The following is a 16,269-nucleotide window of genomic DNA, read 5'->3' on the forward strand; positions in this document are numbered from 1 at the left end:
GCTGGCTGGCCTGCTCAACCGCACCGCGCTTGAACTCGGTGCTGAACTTCCTTCGCTTCGACATGAACACTCCTCATGGCCTTGATCGGCCTTCTCGTAAGTGTCCGTGAAAACGGGGGTGAACCCCCTTCTGACCCCACCTTGAGGTCGGCACTGGTGCCGACCGGCACGGCCGGCGGGCGCTTGAAACCGACGCCGATCTTGAGCACAGCGATGTCGTGCGCGGGGCTCGTCCCCACCAGTGCGGCCTGGTAGTCGCGGCCGTCGGCCAGTTTGACGGTGGCTTCGGACGCGCCCTGGATGACGTGGAAGTTAGTGACGACGTGGCCGGCGTCGTCCCAGATGAAGCCCGAGCCAGTGCCGCGCGGCACGGAGAAGACGTTGCGCGTCCAGACATCGCGTACCAATTGTGCGGTAGTGATGTAGACCACCGAGGCGCGCGATTTCTCGAACAGTTCGATGGTGGCTTTCTCGTCCGCCGCCAGATCGCCACGCGCCGTCACAGTGCGTTCTGCCGCCTCGCGCGGACTGAACCAGGCCTCGATGGCGGGCAGGAACTGCCACAGCAGCATGAGCGCGGCAATACAGGCGGTGATGAAGAGCCAGCGCCGGACGAAGTGGTCCGGCGCGGGACGTTGGTACGGGTCGGGGTAGGCCATGAGAAGTCTCCTGTTGATAGGCAATCAGCGCCACAGCCCGCTCGGGCGCCAGCGCGGTGGGCGCGGCGTCAAAGCGGATTCCGGCAAGAAATGGGGCGCGTGGAGTGGCAACGCTGATGCTGGCCCAGCCGCCAACGTCAGTAGGCGTGAGATGCGTTCTTGCGTGGCCGGATGCGTGCGCAACCAGAAGGGTTCGGGATTGCCCCATCCCGGCCACAACCAGGCGCGCCAGGAGCGGCTGACCCGCTCGACTTTCGCCAGCGCGGACGCAAGCCCCTGCGGGTCGCCAGTCAGTTCCGCAGCGAGGCGGTCAGCGTCGAACTCACGCACGCGAGACAAGCCGAGCTGTGCGAGCAGGGCCAGCTGGGGCGATGCGGCCAATAACAATAAACCAGGCCAATAGACCTCCGCCGCGCCAACCAGCAGCGCGGGCAGGTTGAGCAGGATCGCGATTTGTCCCATGAGGGCCAGCAGGCTCGTGAGGCGACTGACGGAATCCGCCAGCCTCATGACGCGCAGATCCTCATTGGTGATGTGCGCGATCTCGTGCGCGAGCACACCCGCCAGCTCGCGTGGGCCAGGCGGCGCAGCAAGCCATCGGTGAGGGCGATCGATGCCTCCTGCTTCGATCCGGTGGCGAAGGCGTTGACGACGGCACTGGGCACGTAGTGCGGTGCGGCACCGGCGTTGCGGGCAAACCGGCACGGGCGGGCAGCTCGCGCAACAGGGTCGACATCTCGTGGGCTTCTTGCGGGTGCAAGGCCCGTACGCGGTACAGGCGCAAGCTCAGCGCCGACGCGGCTACCGGTTCCAGCAGCAACGCACCTGCAACGGCAAACAGCGCGAGCCACAGGCCGCCTTCCCCAAACGGCAGTCTCCCTGCTGCGGCTGCGATGCCGACCAGGGTCAGGACCAACAGCCCGGTCTGCAGGCGGTTGAGCCAGCGGTGTTGCAACAGCGCCGTGCGCGGATCACTGGGATGATGACGGGTCATGCTCAGAGGTCTCGGCGGCGCGGTCGCCGCGCTTGCGCAGCAGCCAGTAGGTCGCACCCAGAGCCAGCGTGGCGCCTGCCAGCGCGGCTATCTTTGCGGGGCTCGCCTCGGGCTCGAGGATCACGAACTTGCGCGCCAGCGCGATCAGGCCGATGAGGATCACGGTCTTGACCTGGATGATGCTGTCCCGACGCAGCGCCACGCGCACAATGGAATGCTTGAATTCCATCGCGATCAAGAGCGTCATGATCATGCCGAACACACTCTGGAATACCTTGTGATCCAGGGGATTGAAGGCATCGAGGACCAGCAGCGTGAAGACGATGGCGATGAGCTGGAACAGCGACACCACGATGATGACGGCAATTACCGCCGACAGAACGAGGGCGACGACCTGCTCGAAGCGCTCGTATAAACTCATGATGGCCCATTGGTCACTGAACACCTGAAATGGATTGCGGCCTGTTGACTTCATGCAGATGGACTCCCTGCGACATTGCCGCTGTCGAGACGGCGGCGCATCGCACTGATGTTTCGTTCGACGAGCTCGGCCGACATGCCAAGCGACGACATCACTTGTTCCGCCAGCCCAAGGCCTGCGGCAAAGGATTGCTGGTACACACGCACGTTGGGCGTGGCGCGAAATGCATCGGCCGCGGTCGTTCTTCCGCATGACACCCACAAGGTCAGCGCCGGACGGCGCTCGGCAATCGCCTGGGCGATGCGCAGCACTTGCTGGGCATGGGCGAACGTGAGCACCACCAGACGCGCTTGTGCCAACCCGGCAGCCAGCAGGGTATCGGGCCGACCCGCATCGCCATGGAACACCGGCACGCCGGCGGCACGCTCGGCCTCTACCTTCTGCTCGTCTGCTTCCAGCAGCAGATGCGCCACGCCGGCGTGGCGAAGAATCTCACTGACGGTCAGGCCAAGCTCGCCCGCGCCGCAAATGATGACGTGGTCTCGAAATCGCGCTGTCTGCGCAGTGATCTCAACTTCTTCAGCCTGGGGTGGCTGAATGACGCCGCCGGTGCGGCTCAAGAACCGGGCAAGTACATCGTGATGGCGGATCAGCAGCGGTGCCAAGGCCATGCTGAGCACCAGCGCGACCAGCATGGGTTGTACGACGGTCGCGGGAATCAGATGCTGCTGCAAGACCATGCCCAACAACAGCAGGGCGAACTCGCCGCCATGCCCCAACGCTATGCCCGTGCGCCAGGCATCGAGGGCGGATAGGCGCGTCGCCCGCAAGGCCAGGGTGTTGAGCCCGATCTTGACCGGCACCAGCACTGCCAGCCACGCCAACACCGTCAGCGGTGCCGAAAGAATCTGTGCTCCGTCCAACTGCAGGCCGATGGTCACGAAGAACACCCCCGACAACACATCGCGAAACGGTTTGAGGTGGCTTTCCATGTGGTGACGGAAGTCGCTCTCGCCCAGCACCATGCCGGCCAAAAACGCACCCAGGGCGGCGGATACGCCGACCGCGTGTGCAGCAGCGGCGGCAGCCACCACCACGCACAAGGAAACCAGCACGAAGGATTCTTCGTGGCCCTGCCGCGCCACCCAGCCCAGCAGGCCATGCAACAGACGACGGGAGGCGAGGGCCGCTGCCGCGAACAACATCAGCACGCCCAACACTTCGAGCAGCACGCTCTCGATCTTCGGCGACTCGCCGCGCGCCCAGATCGCCAGCAGGGCCAGCAGGGGCACGCTGGCCAGGTCCTGAAAGACCAGCACGGCGATGGCGCTGCGGCCGTGGCGGGTGGTGAGCTCGCCTTGGTCGGCCAGCTGTCGGCTGACCAGCGCCGTGGACGACATGGCCGCCGCAGTGCTGAGCAACGCAGCGCTCTGAACTGGCTGTCCCAGCCACATCAACATCAAGGTCAGTGGCGTGGCGACAGCGATCATCTGCAAGCTGCCGGACGCCAATACGGTTTTACGGGAAAGCCAGAAGTGCCCGAGGGAGAACTCCAGCCCAACCATGAACAGCAGCAGGGCCACGCCCAGCTCGGACAGAAAATCAAGCGCTTCTCCCGGCGCGACTACACCGCTGACCGACGGGCCCAGCAAGGCGCCGATGGCGAGGTAACCCAGCAAGGCGGGTACTCTGAACGCCGCCGTCGCCACCGCCGCGAGGCTGCATGCCGCCAGCAGGATCAGGGTGGCGCCGAGCAAGTCCTGCATCGGTCAGCGCCCCACCTGTGCAGATGCCCAGCGCACGATGTCCTGCGCGCCCAAGGCGCCGGCCTGACGCCCGATCTCCCGCCCACCCTGGAACAGGGCGAGCGTCGGAATGCTGCGGATGCCGAACTGCGCGGCCAGGTGGGGTTCTGCCTCGGTATTGACCTTGGCCAGCCTGACCCTGGGTTCGAGCTGGCGCGCCGCTTGCTGGAATTGCGGGGCCATCATCTTGCACGGCCCGCACCAAGGTGCCCAGAAATCGACCAACAGTGGCAGGTCGCTGCGCTCCACGTGGCGCGAAAACGTCGCCGTGGTCAACTCGATGGGTTCGCCCGTGAACAAGGGCTGCTGGCAGCGGCCGCAGTTGGGATGTTCCGATAGCTTCGCAGTCGGTACGCGGTTGATGGACTGGCAATGCGGACAGACGAGGTGAAGATCATTCTTCATGGTTCGCCTCCTTGGACCACAGTGAGGCTGCCGCGCTTCGGGTCACAGACAATGCCGACCAATCAACGCCTTGGAGCCAATCGTTCCCGTCTTTGCTTACTCCGGCCTCTTCCAAATGAGCAGCGATGAACGCTTCGGCCTGCATCAGCCACCTTTGGACAGTATCTTCCTTACTAGGAATCAGCAGGATTTCAGAGACGCTGCTGGCATCCAGCCCGTCCACACGGATAAGCAGAAAAATGCGCCGCCACAAACGCGGCATGTCCTTCAGCAGGTCGAATGCAAAAGCGAACTCGCTCGACCGATCAACTAGCTCCTCCTGTTCCGCGATCGTTGCGGCATCGGGATGCTGACTGTCAGCGATGATATCGGCCAGCCTGAGTGTGTCGTCGGGCTGATAAAATTCGAAGACTTCCTCTTCCACCATGGCCTCGGCGACGTCCTGGGCATCCGCTTCGACCGGCGCGTCCAGAGAAACGAATTCGCCAAATTGCCGGCTGTTTGCCACTTCGTGATCCAGGACGGCGAACAGATGCTTCAGAAGACCGAAGTAAGCCGCTTTTTCTTCCGGCACGGATTGCCATTCCACCTCAGCTTGGACAATCGCTTCATCCACCACGTCGCGCAGCGTCGGATAATCGCGCGGTAAATCGCCGACGGCACGCAGATAAGCCAGCTCACGCCTTGCGACAGCCTCAAGTTTCGACAGTAGAGGCATTCGGGTCACTTTGGCCTCATGGGCGGCTGACGCGGGTTTTGCGGCAATTCGCACCTTAAGCTCGCGCAAGCGAGCGCGTCGTGCTTTGCGCTTGATTTGGTCCTGAGCATGCAGCCGGTCAAAATGCTTCTTGGCCTGACGGAACAACGACTGTGCGAGCTTCCGCGCGAGGGGCGTCAGCTCGTCATGTGATGCAGTAACGCTGACAATCTTTTTGCCGGGCAGGTGCATATAGCCACTGGCCAGAAATTGCCGCTTGATCTTGTCGCGATCAAGGACGATTTGAAGTCGCACTGAATCTTTAGTGTGTTTGTCGAGCAATGGCTTGAGGGCGTGCTCGATCACATTTCCCAAAGCTCTCTGCCATGGTTCATGAAACTCTTTGTCGATAGCTCGATAGCTATATTGCATCTGCATGCATGACTCCTTTGATGTCATTTCTATGGAGGCACGAACCGAAAATGCTCATATCCATAGAATTTAGTTTGACCCGCTCTTATCCCTGGCGCGTTTTGCGAAGACGCCAACTCAAGAACAAAAGCGTGACACCAGAGACTGCCGCATAGAAGCCCAACAGCCAGCCTGCGGCCAGGAATGACTCGACCGGACGGGAAAAAAATATCCACAAGACGATAGCGCCAAGGACAATCGAGAGCAGTCCACTGAAGGCAAGCCAGATTTCACCCTTGATTTCTTGACGCAGCCGAACGGCGGCGGATATCTCCAGCACACCGGTGAAAATCGCCCAGAACCCCACGCTAGCCCATAAAAAAGAAGCCATGACCATCGTGCCGACCCAAGGAGCAACCAGGACGACGACGCCGGTAAGTATGCCGACAATGCCGCTGAACAGCAGCCAGCCCCAGCGCTCTTTTTTCTGGATATGGCGCACCGCTGCAACCAAGTTGAAAGCGCCATTGACCAAGGAAAATGCTCCGAACACTAAGGTCATGGCCAACAGAGCCGATTGCGGCATCCAGAACGCAAGGGCTGCGAAAATCAATGCCAAGACACCGCGCAACGCAAAAATCCACCAATTTTCGGTCAATGAACACAGTGTTTTGGTGGGCTCATCCGCACTGGAATCGGCGATGGTGTCTGTGTTCATGCTATATCTCCTAAAGATCTAGTGGGGTGAAAAAGTAAACACTCCTGAGCCAAGAGAGGGGCGCGACGCGCCCCTCTTACGCCCTATCCAGCGGTTTCAGAACAACTTGGACAGCTTTGCCTTGATTTCATCGAGCCAGCCTTTTCCGCTGCCTCCCCCAGCCGTCTTTTGCTTGACTTTCTTGAGTTCAGCATATAGGGGCTCAAAGTCCTTCTTCTTTCCATAGCCCAGCAGTTCTGCCATTTCCAACTGCTGCCGCGCTTCTTTCAATAATGTCTCCAGGCGCTCATTGGACGCTTCGCTCCGCTGACCATCTTCTACCAAGGTCTCGGCGCGCTTCAGGAGCAGCCTGGCGCGCAGGGCGGGCAGCGGATGCACGCTGCGCGTCTCGACCAGCGTGCTGAGCGCTGCCTGCAGCGCGGCTTTGGCTTCTTCAATCTTGCCCTGATCGATCAGCGGCACGACTGACTTCACGGCTGCGGGATAGGACGCCAGAGGGATGTTGGTGACCGCGATCACGATTTCACTGGCCAGCAAAGCCAGCACGTGACGTGCCTGTTGCACCTCGCCATGTTTGAGGGCATCCAGCGCCTCGTCGGTCATCGCCTCAATGGTTTCCGTGTTGGCGAACAAGTCGTGCACGATGGTGCGCACATCAACGGGGGCCAGGGCGAGCGTGGGTTCGCGCGCAACGATCAGCTCCAGCTTTCCCGTCACTTCGGCCAGCGTTGCCAATGCGCGTGCAGCGTCCTTGCCGTCAAGTGCGGCCAGCGCTGATTTGGTCAGCGCCAAGGCCGAGACGGCCTCATCGAGGACTTGTTTACGTTTGTCTGCCGCCTGCGAGTCCGTTTCCTTCTGAACCTCAGGCTGTACCTCCGTGACGACTTCAGGCTTGGCCTCTGGACTGACAGGAAGGCTGCTTACCGCGGCCTGTTCGTTTATTTCTTTGTTCGTCGCATTGGGATTCGATGTTTGCTCATTCATGGTGATATGCCTCGTATGAGTTAGTGAAAATAGGCGAATCTATTGGGGCTGACTGCGAACATCGCGAGACTGACCGACCGAACAGTCGGCCCCTTCATCACCTCAAAACAGCTTTTGGAGGCGCGTCTTCAACTCGTCGAACCATCCCTTGCCGCTTTTTCCTCCGGCGGATTTCTGCTCGATAGCCTTCACCTGATCGAAGATGGGCTTGAAGTCCGCCTTCTTGCCATAACCCAGGATCTGCGCCAGCTCGATTTCCGTGCGCACGTAGGCCAGCAGGGCGCTGAGCTCCTCGCTCTGTTTGGCATTGCGCTTGCCGGTCTCGGCCAGCTTTTCCGCTTTTGCCATCGCGGCTTCGGCCCGTAGCACGGGCAGAGGAAAGGCGACCGAGGTCCTCACCAGCGTGTTCAGCGCTCGGGCGAGCACCGCCTTGGCATCGTCAATCTTGCCGCTGTCGATGAGCCGTGCGGCCGAATTGATCGCTGCCGGGTACGTTGCCATCGGCAGGTTGTCGGTTTCGATCACGATTTCGCTGGCAAGATTGGCAATAATGGGCCGTGCCTTTTGCACCTCGCCATCATCCAACAACTCCCGAGACAACTTGACCGCTTTCTTGACCGATTCCACGTTGGCGTGGATATCGTGGGTGATGACGCGTACATCGACCGGCGCCAAAGCAAGTTTTGGGTCACGCGCCAATACCAGTTCCAGCTTTCCGCTGGCCAGTTCCAGCGCAGCGAGCGCCTCCTTGGTCTTCCTTGCATCAAGGAGGATCAATGCCTCATGGGTCTTGGCCAGCGCAGTGATTGCATCTTGGGCGAGTTTGGCGCGCTTTTTATCGGCTTCCCGGGCGGCCTTGTCATCTACCTGTGGCTGCGCCGCTTTGGATGCGGCAGAGGGTGCTGCAGCACCTGGGCTAGAACCTGCCGCCGATTGGGCCAGAGCCGGTCCGCTCAGTCCGACGACGACCGCCAGGGCAAGTGCGGAGAAGGTTGATTGGGGCTGTTTGATATTCATGATCTTGGGTTCCTAGTTAAAGTTAGTTGACTGAGATTTCAATCTGTTTCGGTTTGGCTTGCTCGGCCTTGACAAGCCGCACTTCCAGCGCGCCGTCTTTCATCGAAGCCGTCACCTTGGTCGGATCAACGTTGTCAGGCAAGACAAAGCTGCGCACAAAGCGGCCATACGCACGTTCGATGCGGTGGAACTTCTTGCCCTGCTCCTCTTTTTCCAGTTTGCGCTCGCCGCTGATGGTGAGCACACCGTTTTCCGCGCTGACGCGCACGGCATCCTTGGGGACCTCCGGCAGATCCAGTTTGAGGATGAATGCGTTCTCATCCTCGCTGATGTCCACCATTGGTGCCCAGTCCGCCGTGGTCATGGCTTCGTTGCCGGTACGGGCGCCCTGTCGCTGGGGTGTCCGTCCCAACATCGTCGCCAGGCGGTTTTGCAATTCATCCAGTTCCCGGAAGGGGTCCCACGGAGTCAATGCAGACATATCGGTTCTCCTTGAACAATTCCGGCGAATTGGATGACGCACTGAACAGAGCCGTCGGTTTACTCTGAATGGTTCTTACTACAGTTTTCAGTTCCGAACAAGTCCTTGAGTCAATTGACGGATATCGCTTTCGTCGAGCGTTTCCCGCGCCAGCAGCTCGCGCGCACAACGCTCCAGCACCGCGCGGTTGGTGTCGAGGATCCGGTAGGCGCGCTCGAACACGCCCATCACGATGTCGCGGATGGCCTGATCGATGCGCGCCTGGGTCGATTCGGCCACCCGGCAGCCGCCGTGGGCCAGTTCCGGTGTATCGAGAAAGCGTGGCCGCTGCGCCTCGAAGGCGATGTAGCCCAGTCCTTCGTCCATGCCAAAGCGGGTGATCATGTCGCGGGCAATGTCGGTGGCCCGTGCGAGGTCATCGGCCGCCCCGGTGGACAGCTCGCCGAACACGAGCTTCTCGGCCGCACGACCGCCCAGCACGGCGATCTTGTGTTCCAGAGCGGCGCGCGTCATCAGGAAGCGGTCTTCGGTGGGGCGTTGCAGCGTGTAGCCCAGCGCGCCGATGCCGCGCGGGATGATCGAGATCTTGTGCACGGGGTCGGTGCCGGGCAGCGCCAGCGCCGCCAGCGCATGGCCCATCTCGTGATAGGCCACGGTTTCCCGCTCCTTCGGATTGAGCACACGGTTCTTCCTTTCCAGGCCGGCCACGATGCGCTCGATGGCGGCGGTGAAGTCTTGCAGTTCCACAGCCTGCGCCTTGCGCCGCGTCGCGTTCAGCGCTGCTTCGTTCACGAGATTGGCCAGATCAGCGCCGGAAAAGCCGGTGGTCAGCGCCGCCACCTGTTCGAGATCGATATCCTGAGCCAGCGTCACCTTCTTGACGTGGACTTTCAGGATGTCCAGCCGTCCCTTCTTGTCGGGCCGGTCCACCAGCACCTGGCGGTCGAAGCGACCGGCGCGAAGCAAGGCCTGATCGAGGATCTCCGGCCGGTTGGTGGCAGCGAGGATGATCAGCCCCACCGAACTGTCGAAGCCGTCCATCTCCGTGAGCAGCTGGTTGAGGGTCTGTTCGCGCTCGTCGTGGCCGCCGATGGGGCCGCCGACACCGCGCGCGCGGCCCAGTGCGTCGAGTTCGTCGATGAAGATGATGGCCGGCGCCTGCCCGCGCGCCTGCTCGAACAGGTCGCGCACGCGCGCCGCACCCACGCCGACGAACATCTCGACGAACTCCGAGCCTGAGATGGAGAAGAACGGCACCCCGGCCTCGCCCGCCACGGCCTTGGCCAGTAGGGTCTTGCCCGTGCCCGGTGGGCCGACCAGCAACACGCCCTTGGGAATGCGCGCCCCGAGCCGTCCATACTCCTGCGGATTCTTGAGGAAATCGACGATCTCAACCAACTCCGCCTTGGCTTCATCGACGCCAGCGACATCGGCAAAGGTCACGCCAGTGTTCTTCTCCATGAACACCTTGGCGCGGCTCTTGCCGATGCTCAGGAACCCGCCCATGCCCTGCTTCTCGGCAAAGCGGCGGAACAGGAAGAACCAGACGCCGAAGAAGGCCACCCCCGGCAAGATCCAGGACAGGATGTCGCGCAGCCAAGTGCTTTCCACCACGCGGGCATAGGGCACGTCGTATTTCGACAGCCGCTCGGCGAGATCGGGCTCGACGCGCGTGGCCACGAGTGTGGCTTTGCCACGACTGTCCGGCGATTTCAGACGCCCGGTCACCGTGCGGTCCGACACCAGCACCTCGGCGCCGCCCCCCCCGGCCAGCGCCTTTTCGAATTCGCTGTAGGGCACGGGCTCGACGGTCTGCGCCGCCTGCAAGTAGTTTTGCAGCGTCAAGAGCAACAGGCCGGCGACGATCCAGTAGCCGATGTTCCATTGATCTTTCTTTTCCAAGGGCCGTGTTCCGCGAAGGTCGTGTCGCTAAAGAACGGGGGTGAACAGACGGGCCGCGCCGTCACGCAAACGGATGGCCAGCGAGCGGGAGCGCAGTGCCACCACTGATACTTCGTCGGACTCATGAAGGGCGGCATCGAAGAGCGCCTCCAGCTGTGTGCACAGCGTGGCGTCGTAGACCTCGACATTGAACTCGAAGTTGAGGCGCAGGCTGCGCGCGTCCCAGTTGGCCGAACCCAGGCAACACCATCGGCCATCGACCAGCATCAGCTTGGTGTGATCGAAGGGGCCCTGCCGCTCGAAGATGCGTACACCGTGCTCCATCACCTGCCAGTAGTGGGCGCGCGCAGCCCACTGCACCGTAGGATGGTCGCAGCTCGCGGGTGTCAGCACCTCGACACGCACGCCGCGCATCGCGGCCGTGCTCAGCGCCGCGATCATCGGCTGATCGGGGACGAAGTAAGGTGTCCAGATGCGCACCGAATGCTTCGCGGCGCTCAAAGCGCCCATGAAGGTCCAGCGCATCCGGTCCAGGGCGTCATCGGGACCGGCCTCGATGCCGCGCGCCCAAGAGTTTCCTTGTTCATCAGCCGTTGCGGGCGATTCGCCCCAGAAACCCTCGCTGAGCCGCTCGCCCGTGGTATCGCACCAATCATCGGTGAAGCACCCCATCAGATGCGCAACCACTGGCCCGCGCAGACGAAAGTGCAAATCGTGACAGGCCTGGCCCGGCGCATCGGGCCGCCAATACGTGCTGCAGATGTTCATGCCACCGGTGAAACCTGTCTCGCCATCGATCACTAGCAGCTTGCGGTGATTGCGCAGATGCGCGGCATGCAGGCGCGCGGGAATCAACGTCGGGTTGAACGTCGCCGCCGGAACGCCGGCGCGTTGCAAGGCGCGGTAGGCGCTGCGGTGCGTCCAGCGGGCAGAGACGTCGTCGATCAGCACCCGCACTTGCACGCCGCGCTCATGAGCCCGGCGCAGCGCATCGACGAACTGCGCCCCGATGCCTTGGCTGTCGAAGATGTACGAGGCCAGGGCGACGCTGTACCGCGCCGATTCGATGGCGGCGAGCATGGCCGGGTAGGCCTGCTCGCCATCGACAAGCGGCTCGGTGCGGTTGCCGCCGGTCAGCGACTGGCCGGTGGCGCGTCCCACCAGGTGCGCCAGACCGGCAAGCGGCGCCGAAACAGCCTCGGGCATCGTGGGCGAGAGGCCTTGCCGAACAGCATGATCTGCTCCCGGAAAAAGCCGCCGCGCCCGCCGCTGGTAACGGTTGATGCCGAACAGCCCATACAGCAGCGAACCGCCCAGCGGCAACAAGGCGATCAGCAGTACCCACAGCGTGGCCGATCGCGGGTCACGCTTGTAGATGATCGCGTGCCCCGCTGTGGGGATAGCGACCGCCAGCGACACGAGGGTGGCTGCCAATGTCAGCCCGTTGGGGTCGGACACGACAGCCTCCCATCGCTCAAGATTCGCCGCCCGCTGACTTCTTCTTGCGCTTAGGCTTGCTCTCGCCGTTCGGCGGTGCCTCGGCCACGTTCGCGGCATCGGGCTTATCAGGCTCGGCCGGCTGCGCGGGTGGCTCCTTGCGCTCGAAGACGACGCGTTCGGCCTTGTCGTCCCAGCGGGCGCTGGCGTGATCGCCCTTGCCGATACCGCCACCCAGCATCTCGCGCGCCAATGCGGTCTCCAGTTCGCTGCGGATCAGCCGCTTGAGCTCGCGCGCTCCGAACTCGGGTTTGTAGCCTTCCTCTGCGAAGTGGTCGATCAAGGTCTGATCGAAGCTGAGCGTCACGCCCTGGCTGGCGGCGTTGCGGGCCACGCGATCGAGCTGCAGGCCGACGATATGGCGGATCTCCTCCTTGCCCAGCGCATGGAAGACGATGATCTCGTCGATACGGTTGAGAAACTCGGGCCGGAAGTGGCCGCGCAACACGTCCATCACCTCGGCCTTGGTCTTTTCGTACTCCTCGCCGGCCGCACCACGCGCCTTGAGACGACGCTGGATGATGTCCGAGCCCAGATTCGAGGTGGCGATGATGATGGTGTTGGTGAAATCCACCACCCGGCCCTTGCCGTCGGTGAGCCGGCCGTCGTCGAACACCTGCAGCAGGATGTTGTAGACGTCGGGGTGCGCCTTTTCGATCTCGTCGAGCAGCAGCACGCTGTAGGGCTTGCGGCGCACCTTCTCGGTGAGCTGGCCGCCCTCGTCGTAGCCCACATAACCCGGAGGCGCGCCCACCAGGCGTGCCACGCTATGGCGTTCACCGTACTCGGACATGTCGATGCGCAGCAGCGCACCCTCATCGCCATAGACGGACTCGGCCAGTGCCTTGGCGAGTTCGGTCTTGCCCACACCCGTCGGCCCGAGGAACAGGAAGGTGGCCACTGGCTTGCTGCCTTCGCGCAGGCCCGCGCGCGACAGCCGCACGGCATCGGCCACGGCACGTACTGCTTCGTCCTGTCCCACCAGGCGCTCATGCAGCCGCTGTTCCAGATGCAGCAGCTTCTCGCGTTCTTCCACCGTCAGCTCGTTGACCGGGATGCCGGTCAGCCGCGAGACGATCTGCGCCACGTGCTCTGCCTTGACCTCGGCGCTGCCCGAGGCGCGCTCGCGCTCCCAATCCTCGACGAGCTTCTTTAGTTCGGCCTCTTTGGCCTCGATGCGCTGGCCGAGCTCGGAAGCCTTCTCGTACTGCTTGCGCGAGGCCACGTAATCCTGTTCGCGCCGTAACTGATGCAGTTCGGCCTCCAGCTCTTGCACGGCCACCGGGCGGGCCGTGGCCGACAGCTTCACGCGTGCGGCCGCCTGGTCGAGCAGGTCGATGGCCTTGTCGGGCAAAAAGCGCGCGGTGATGTAGCGATCGGACAACTCGGCGGCGGCAATGATCGCGTCCTCGGTGATGCTGACCTTGTGGTGGGCCTCGAAGGTGTCGCGCAGGCCGCGCAAAATCATCATGGTCTGCGCTACCGTCGGCTCGGGCACCATCACCGGCTGGAAGCGACGCTCCAGCGCGGCATCCTTTTCGATGTACTTCTGATACTCGTTGAGCGTGGTGGCGCCGATCAGGTTCAGCTCGCCGCGCGCCATCATCGGCTTGAAGACGTTGGCCACGTCCAGCCCGCCTTCGCCGCCACCTTGGCCGGCACCGACGATGGTGTGCACCTCGTCGATGAAGAGAATCAGCTCCCCCTGGTGCTCGGTCACTTCCTTGAGCACCTTCTGCACGCGCTCCTCGAACTCGCCGCGGTACTTGGCGCCGGCCACCATGGCATTGATGTTGAGTTCGACCAGGCGCTTGTCACGCAGCGTTTCGGGCACTTCGCCTGCGACCATGCGCTGCGCCAGCCCTTCGACGATGGCGGTCTTGCCGACGCCGGGTTCGCCGATCAGCACCGGGTTGTTCTTCTTGCGCCGGGCCAGCACTTCGATGGTCGTCTCGATCTCCTGCGCGCGACCGATGACCGGATCGAGCTTGCCCTCGCGCGCCATCTTGGTGAGGTCGCGCGAATACTTGTCGAGTTCCGGCGTATTGGTCGGCGTCTCGGCACGGCCGTCCTCGGCCCCCTTGCCGACCACCTTGCTCACCTGCTGGCGCAGCGCCTGCGGCGTGAGCCCGTAGCGGCGCAGCAGGTTGGCTGCCAAGCCTTCGCCTTCTTCGGCCAGGCCGATCAGAAAGTGCTCTGGCCCCACATAGGAATGACTCAACTCGTTGGAGGCCACGAAGGCTCGGCTGAGCGCATCCTTGACACGTGGCGACACGCCGATCTCGCCTTCGAACGGCTTGTCGCCACGCTTGGCTTCGGATTCGATCTGCCGTTTGAGGTCATCGACCTTGATCTTGAACTGCCCTAAGATGGTATTGACCACGTCGCTGTCGGTCAGCGCCAGCAGCAGGTGTTCGGTATCGACTTCGGGCCGGCCGAACTCGGCAGCATGTTTGGCGGCTTCCTGCAACAGGGCCTCAGACTGTTCGCTGATACGGCTGGCCAGCCCACTGCCGCGGCGGCGCGCCGTGCCCGCCGTTGCGGGAGCGGATTCGCCGAAAGACGCATCGACCACTTCGTCGGCATCAGCCGCCACGGACGGTGCATCGTCACCGATGCGGAAGAAGTCGCTGCCGAGGAAGTCTTCGAACAAACCGCTGCGCGAGCCAAACAGAGCCTCCAGCGGCGAGACGGTGCGCTTTTGCTGGCGCGCCAGTTGGCGATAGTGATCGTCACACAACAGCATGGTGCTGTGGCGACCATTGAGATTGGCTTCCACCCGCACCGTGGCGGGTTGGCCGCAGACTTGGCATTGTTTTCTGGCCATGCTGATGCTCCTGAGAGGGTTAACTGGGCGAGGCACCGCAGATCAAGGCGCCTCGCCCTTCACTTGGTTTCTTGCAAAGGACTAGCCGGTGGGCGTCAGCCATTGATCGGGATCGAGCGCCCCTGCGTGGGCGTACTGGCCTCGCGCTTGTCCATCGTTATCGTGAGCACGCCGTTCTTGAAAGCGGCCTTGATCGTGTCCTGGTTGGCATCGGCCGGCAGGTTCAGAGCGCGCTGAAAGCTGCCGTAGGAGCGCTCCACCCGGTGGAAACCACCGTCTTTGGTTTCCTGCTCCTGACGCTTTTCACCGCGCACCAGCAACACATCGTTATCGAGCGTGATTCGAATGTCCTTTTCCTCGACGCCGGGTACTTCCAGGGCGATCGTGTACTGCTTGTCCGTTTCCTGGATGTCCAGCGCCGGCTTCAGCATGCCCGGCCACTCCGACGGCCAGCGTGGCATGGCCAGCGTCGGGAAACCGAATCCTCGAAACGCGTCGTCAAACAGGCGGTCGATCTCGCGATGCAATTGCAGAATGGGACTGACGGGCCCACCCGCCACCGACAGGTCATTGCGCTGCACCGGCAGCGAGGCAGTGCTCTGTTGTTCTTCCTGCTCCTTCTTGAACCAGTTCCAGGGAGCCAGTTTCTTTAAATCAATGTCCATGTCACACCTCAAGAAGAAAAATTGAAGACTCTCGCTCACTCCGTTTGCCTGCGGCGACGGACAGCGCGCCCAGACGACACGGAGTGTTCCGCTGACTTTGGCTGCTCATCTGTGCGTATCACCTCCTTCTTTCTGCCTGCTTGGATCTGATCATTGATCCATCGATCGATTTCACTTTGACGAAACCGCCACGTCCCGCCGACCTTGAAGGCCGGAATTTCCCCGTGCGCGGCGAGCCGGTAAAGCGTCCGCTTGCCGACTTTCAAGTAGGCAGCCAACTCGTCGAGTGTGAAGATCGCCTGCTGGCGCGCTGTCATACCACCCCCACAAGTTCCGTCGTCACGCGGCCTCGCCTGAGGAAGTTCTTGCAAGACTTTGCAAGATAGTGCGCCTAGAATGCCGAAAGTCAAGAGTCAACATCCAGCGATCTGCTGGCCGATTGATGTGACTCAAATCTTCAAGGACGGTATGCCAGGGCGGGCCGGTCCGGCGCAGGGGACGGTGGGTTGATCGGGACCTTGCGGGCGCCGCCCACGGCCGCAGATCAAACACCGATCCTCACGTTGTAACCGAGCGCCCGCAGCCCCTTGCTCGTGCGCATGTTCCTTGGCGGAAACTCGTCTTGGTGCGCCCAACCGACGATTTCCCCGAGGCTGCTCGGGTTCTACCCCGAAATCACGGACGGTTGTAAAAGGGCTGAGAACTTCTGGTCTTGCCTGGCGACCCTTCGTCGCATCCTCGGGTTGTGGAACCGCTCGATGTATTCGAACACATCCGCCCTCGCGG

At 62.4% G+C, this 16,269-nt stretch carries 13 protein-coding genes and 4 pseudogenes; all 17 read right to left on the reverse strand.

Annotated elements, in window-relative coordinates; translation table 11 throughout:
* Window positions 1–53 precede the first annotated feature (53 nt).
* Window positions 54–659 (reverse strand): annotated as a pseudogene (locus NJD74_RS19420) (trypsin-like peptidase domain-containing protein); the annotation flags it as partial.
* A gap of 24 nt (window positions 660–683) precedes the next feature.
* Window positions 684–1,653: pseudogene (locus tag NJD74_RS19425) on the reverse strand (zinc metalloprotease HtpX).
* Window positions 1,631–2,128: a heat resistance protein PsiE-GI gene (psiE-GI, locus tag NJD74_RS19430; protein WP_049441486.1), complete on the reverse strand. Its 498-nt coding sequence runs from the start codon at window positions 2,126–2,128 to the stop codon at window positions 1,631–1,633. The pseudogene NJD74_RS19425 and the gene psiE-GI overlap by 23 nt, the downstream one beginning before the upstream one ends.
* Window positions 2,125–3,840, reverse strand: a complete 1,716-nt coding sequence (gene kefB-GI / locus NJD74_RS19435; protein ID WP_319624811.1) for a heat resistance system K+/H+ antiporter KefB-GI — start codon at window positions 3,838–3,840, stop codon at window positions 2,125–2,127. Before kefB-GI ends, psiE-GI begins: the two co-directional genes overlap by 4 nt.
* Window positions 3,841–3,843: 3 nt before the next feature.
* On the reverse strand, window positions 3,844–4,284 hold the full coding sequence (trx-GI, locus tag NJD74_RS19440) for a heat resistance system thioredoxin Trx-GI (protein WP_012761376.1): 441 nt from the start codon (window positions 4,282–4,284) through the stop codon (window positions 3,844–3,846).
* Entirely contained in the window at window positions 4,274–5,419 is a 1,146-nt protein-coding gene (locus NJD74_RS19445) for a hypothetical protein (RefSeq protein ID WP_049420592.1), read from the reverse strand. Before NJD74_RS19445 ends, trx-GI begins: the two co-directional genes overlap by 11 nt.
* A 79-nt stretch (window positions 5,420–5,498) precedes the next feature.
* The gene (locus NJD74_RS19450; RefSeq protein WP_319624812.1) at window positions 5,499–6,110 is read right to left on the reverse strand and encodes an HdeD family acid-resistance protein; all 612 of its coding nucleotides are present in this window, start codon (window positions 6,108–6,110) and stop codon (window positions 5,499–5,501) included.
* A gap of 96 nt (window positions 6,111–6,206) precedes the next feature.
* The gene (gene yfdX2, locus NJD74_RS19455) at window positions 6,207–7,094 is read right to left on the reverse strand and encodes a heat resistance protein YfdX2 (protein WP_049408527.1); all 888 of its coding nucleotides are present in this window, start codon (window positions 7,092–7,094) and stop codon (window positions 6,207–6,209) included.
* 102 nt (window positions 7,095–7,196) lie between these two features.
* Window positions 7,197–8,111 (reverse strand): heat resistance protein YfdX1, encoded by a 915-nt coding sequence (gene yfdX1 / locus NJD74_RS19460; protein WP_282270882.1) that lies wholly within the window; start codon window positions 8,109–8,111, stop codon window positions 7,197–7,199.
* 22 nt (window positions 8,112–8,133) lie between these two features.
* Window positions 8,134–8,592 carry a small heat shock protein sHSP20-GI gene (gene hsp20-GI / locus NJD74_RS19465; protein WP_262252121.1) on the reverse strand — a complete coding sequence of 153 codons (459 nt, stop codon included), beginning with the start codon at window positions 8,590–8,592 and terminating at the stop codon, window positions 8,134–8,136.
* An 87-nt stretch (window positions 8,593–8,679) separates the two neighbouring features.
* Window positions 8,680–10,494 carry an ATP-dependent zinc metalloprotease FtsH gene (gene ftsH, locus NJD74_RS19470; protein ID WP_049420586.1) on the reverse strand — a complete coding sequence of 605 codons (1,815 nt, stop codon included), beginning with the start codon at window positions 10,492–10,494 and terminating at the stop codon, window positions 8,680–8,682.
* A gap of 27 nt (window positions 10,495–10,521) precedes the next feature.
* The gene (cls, locus tag NJD74_RS19475) at window positions 10,522–11,952 is read right to left on the reverse strand and encodes a cardiolipin synthase (protein WP_049441491.1); all 1,431 of its coding nucleotides are present in this window, start codon (window positions 11,950–11,952) and stop codon (window positions 10,522–10,524) included.
* 16 nt (window positions 11,953–11,968) lie between these two features.
* Window positions 11,969–14,818 carry a heat shock survival AAA family ATPase ClpK gene (gene clpK / locus NJD74_RS19480; protein ID WP_049420582.1) on the reverse strand — a complete coding sequence of 950 codons (2,850 nt, stop codon included), beginning with the start codon at window positions 14,816–14,818 and terminating at the stop codon, window positions 11,969–11,971.
* 95 nt (window positions 14,819–14,913) lie between these two features.
* Window positions 14,914–15,483 carry an Hsp20/alpha crystallin family protein gene (locus NJD74_RS19485; RefSeq protein ID WP_049420580.1) on the reverse strand — a complete coding sequence of 190 codons (570 nt, stop codon included), beginning with the start codon at window positions 15,481–15,483 and terminating at the stop codon, window positions 14,914–14,916.
* Window positions 15,484–15,518: 35 nt separating this feature from the next.
* The gene (locus tag NJD74_RS19490; protein WP_049420578.1) at window positions 15,519–15,800 is read right to left on the reverse strand and encodes a helix-turn-helix domain-containing protein; all 282 of its coding nucleotides are present in this window, start codon (window positions 15,798–15,800) and stop codon (window positions 15,519–15,521) included.
* Window positions 15,801–16,027: 227 nt separating this feature from the next.
* Window positions 16,028–16,141: pseudogene (locus tag NJD74_RS19685) on the reverse strand (phospholipase); the annotation flags it as partial.
* 6 nt (window positions 16,142–16,147) lie between these two features.
* A pseudogene (locus tag NJD74_RS19495) lies at window positions 16,148–16,269 on the reverse strand (IS3 family transposase); the annotation flags it as partial.

It is taken from the genome of Stenotrophomonas sp. RG-453, assembly GCF_033843685.1.
Classification (GTDB): Bacteria; Pseudomonadota; Gammaproteobacteria; order Xanthomonadales; family Xanthomonadaceae; genus Stenotrophomonas; species Stenotrophomonas bentonitica_A.

What these genes read in the sequence shown, in the direction of transcription:
- psiE-GI (WP_049441486.1), bottom strand. Translation starts at nt 2,128, where the DNA reads ATGAAGTCAACAGGCCGCAATCCATTTCAGGTGTTCAGTGACCAATGG.
- kefB-GI (WP_319624811.1), bottom strand. Translation starts at nt 3,840, where the DNA reads ATGCAGGACTTGCTCGGCGCCACCCTGATCCTGCTGGCGGCATGCAGC.
- trx-GI (WP_012761376.1), bottom strand. Translation starts at nt 4,284, where the DNA reads ATGAAGAATGATCTTCACCTCGTCTGTCCGCATTGCCAGTCCATCAAC.
- NJD74_RS19445 (WP_049420592.1), bottom strand. Translation starts at nt 5,419, where the DNA reads ATGCAGATGCAATATAGCTATCGAGCTATCGACAAAGAGTTTCATGAA.
- NJD74_RS19450 (WP_319624812.1), bottom strand. Translation starts at nt 6,110, where the DNA reads ATGAACACAGACACCATCGCCGATTCCAGTGCGGATGAGCCCACCAAA.
- yfdX2 (WP_049408527.1), bottom strand. Translation starts at nt 7,094, where the DNA reads ATGAATGAGCAAACATCGAATCCCAATGCGACGAACAAAGAAATAAAC.
- yfdX1 (WP_282270882.1), bottom strand. Translation starts at nt 8,111, where the DNA reads ATGAATATCAAACAGCCCCAATCAACCTTCTCCGCACTTGCCCTGGCG.
- hsp20-GI (WP_262252121.1), bottom strand. Translation starts at nt 8,592, where the DNA reads ATGTCTGCATTGACTCCGTGGGACCCCTTCCGGGAACTGGATGAATTG.
- clpK (WP_049420582.1), bottom strand. Translation starts at nt 14,818, where the DNA reads ATGGCCAGAAAACAATGCCAAGTCTGCGGCCAACCCGCCACGGTGCGG.
- NJD74_RS19485 (WP_049420580.1), bottom strand. Translation starts at nt 15,483, where the DNA reads ATGGACATTGATTTAAAGAAACTGGCTCCCTGGAACTGGTTCAAGAAG.
- NJD74_RS19490 (WP_049420578.1), bottom strand. Translation starts at nt 15,800, where the DNA reads ATGACAGCGCGCCAGCAGGCGATCTTCACACTCGACGAGTTGGCTGCC.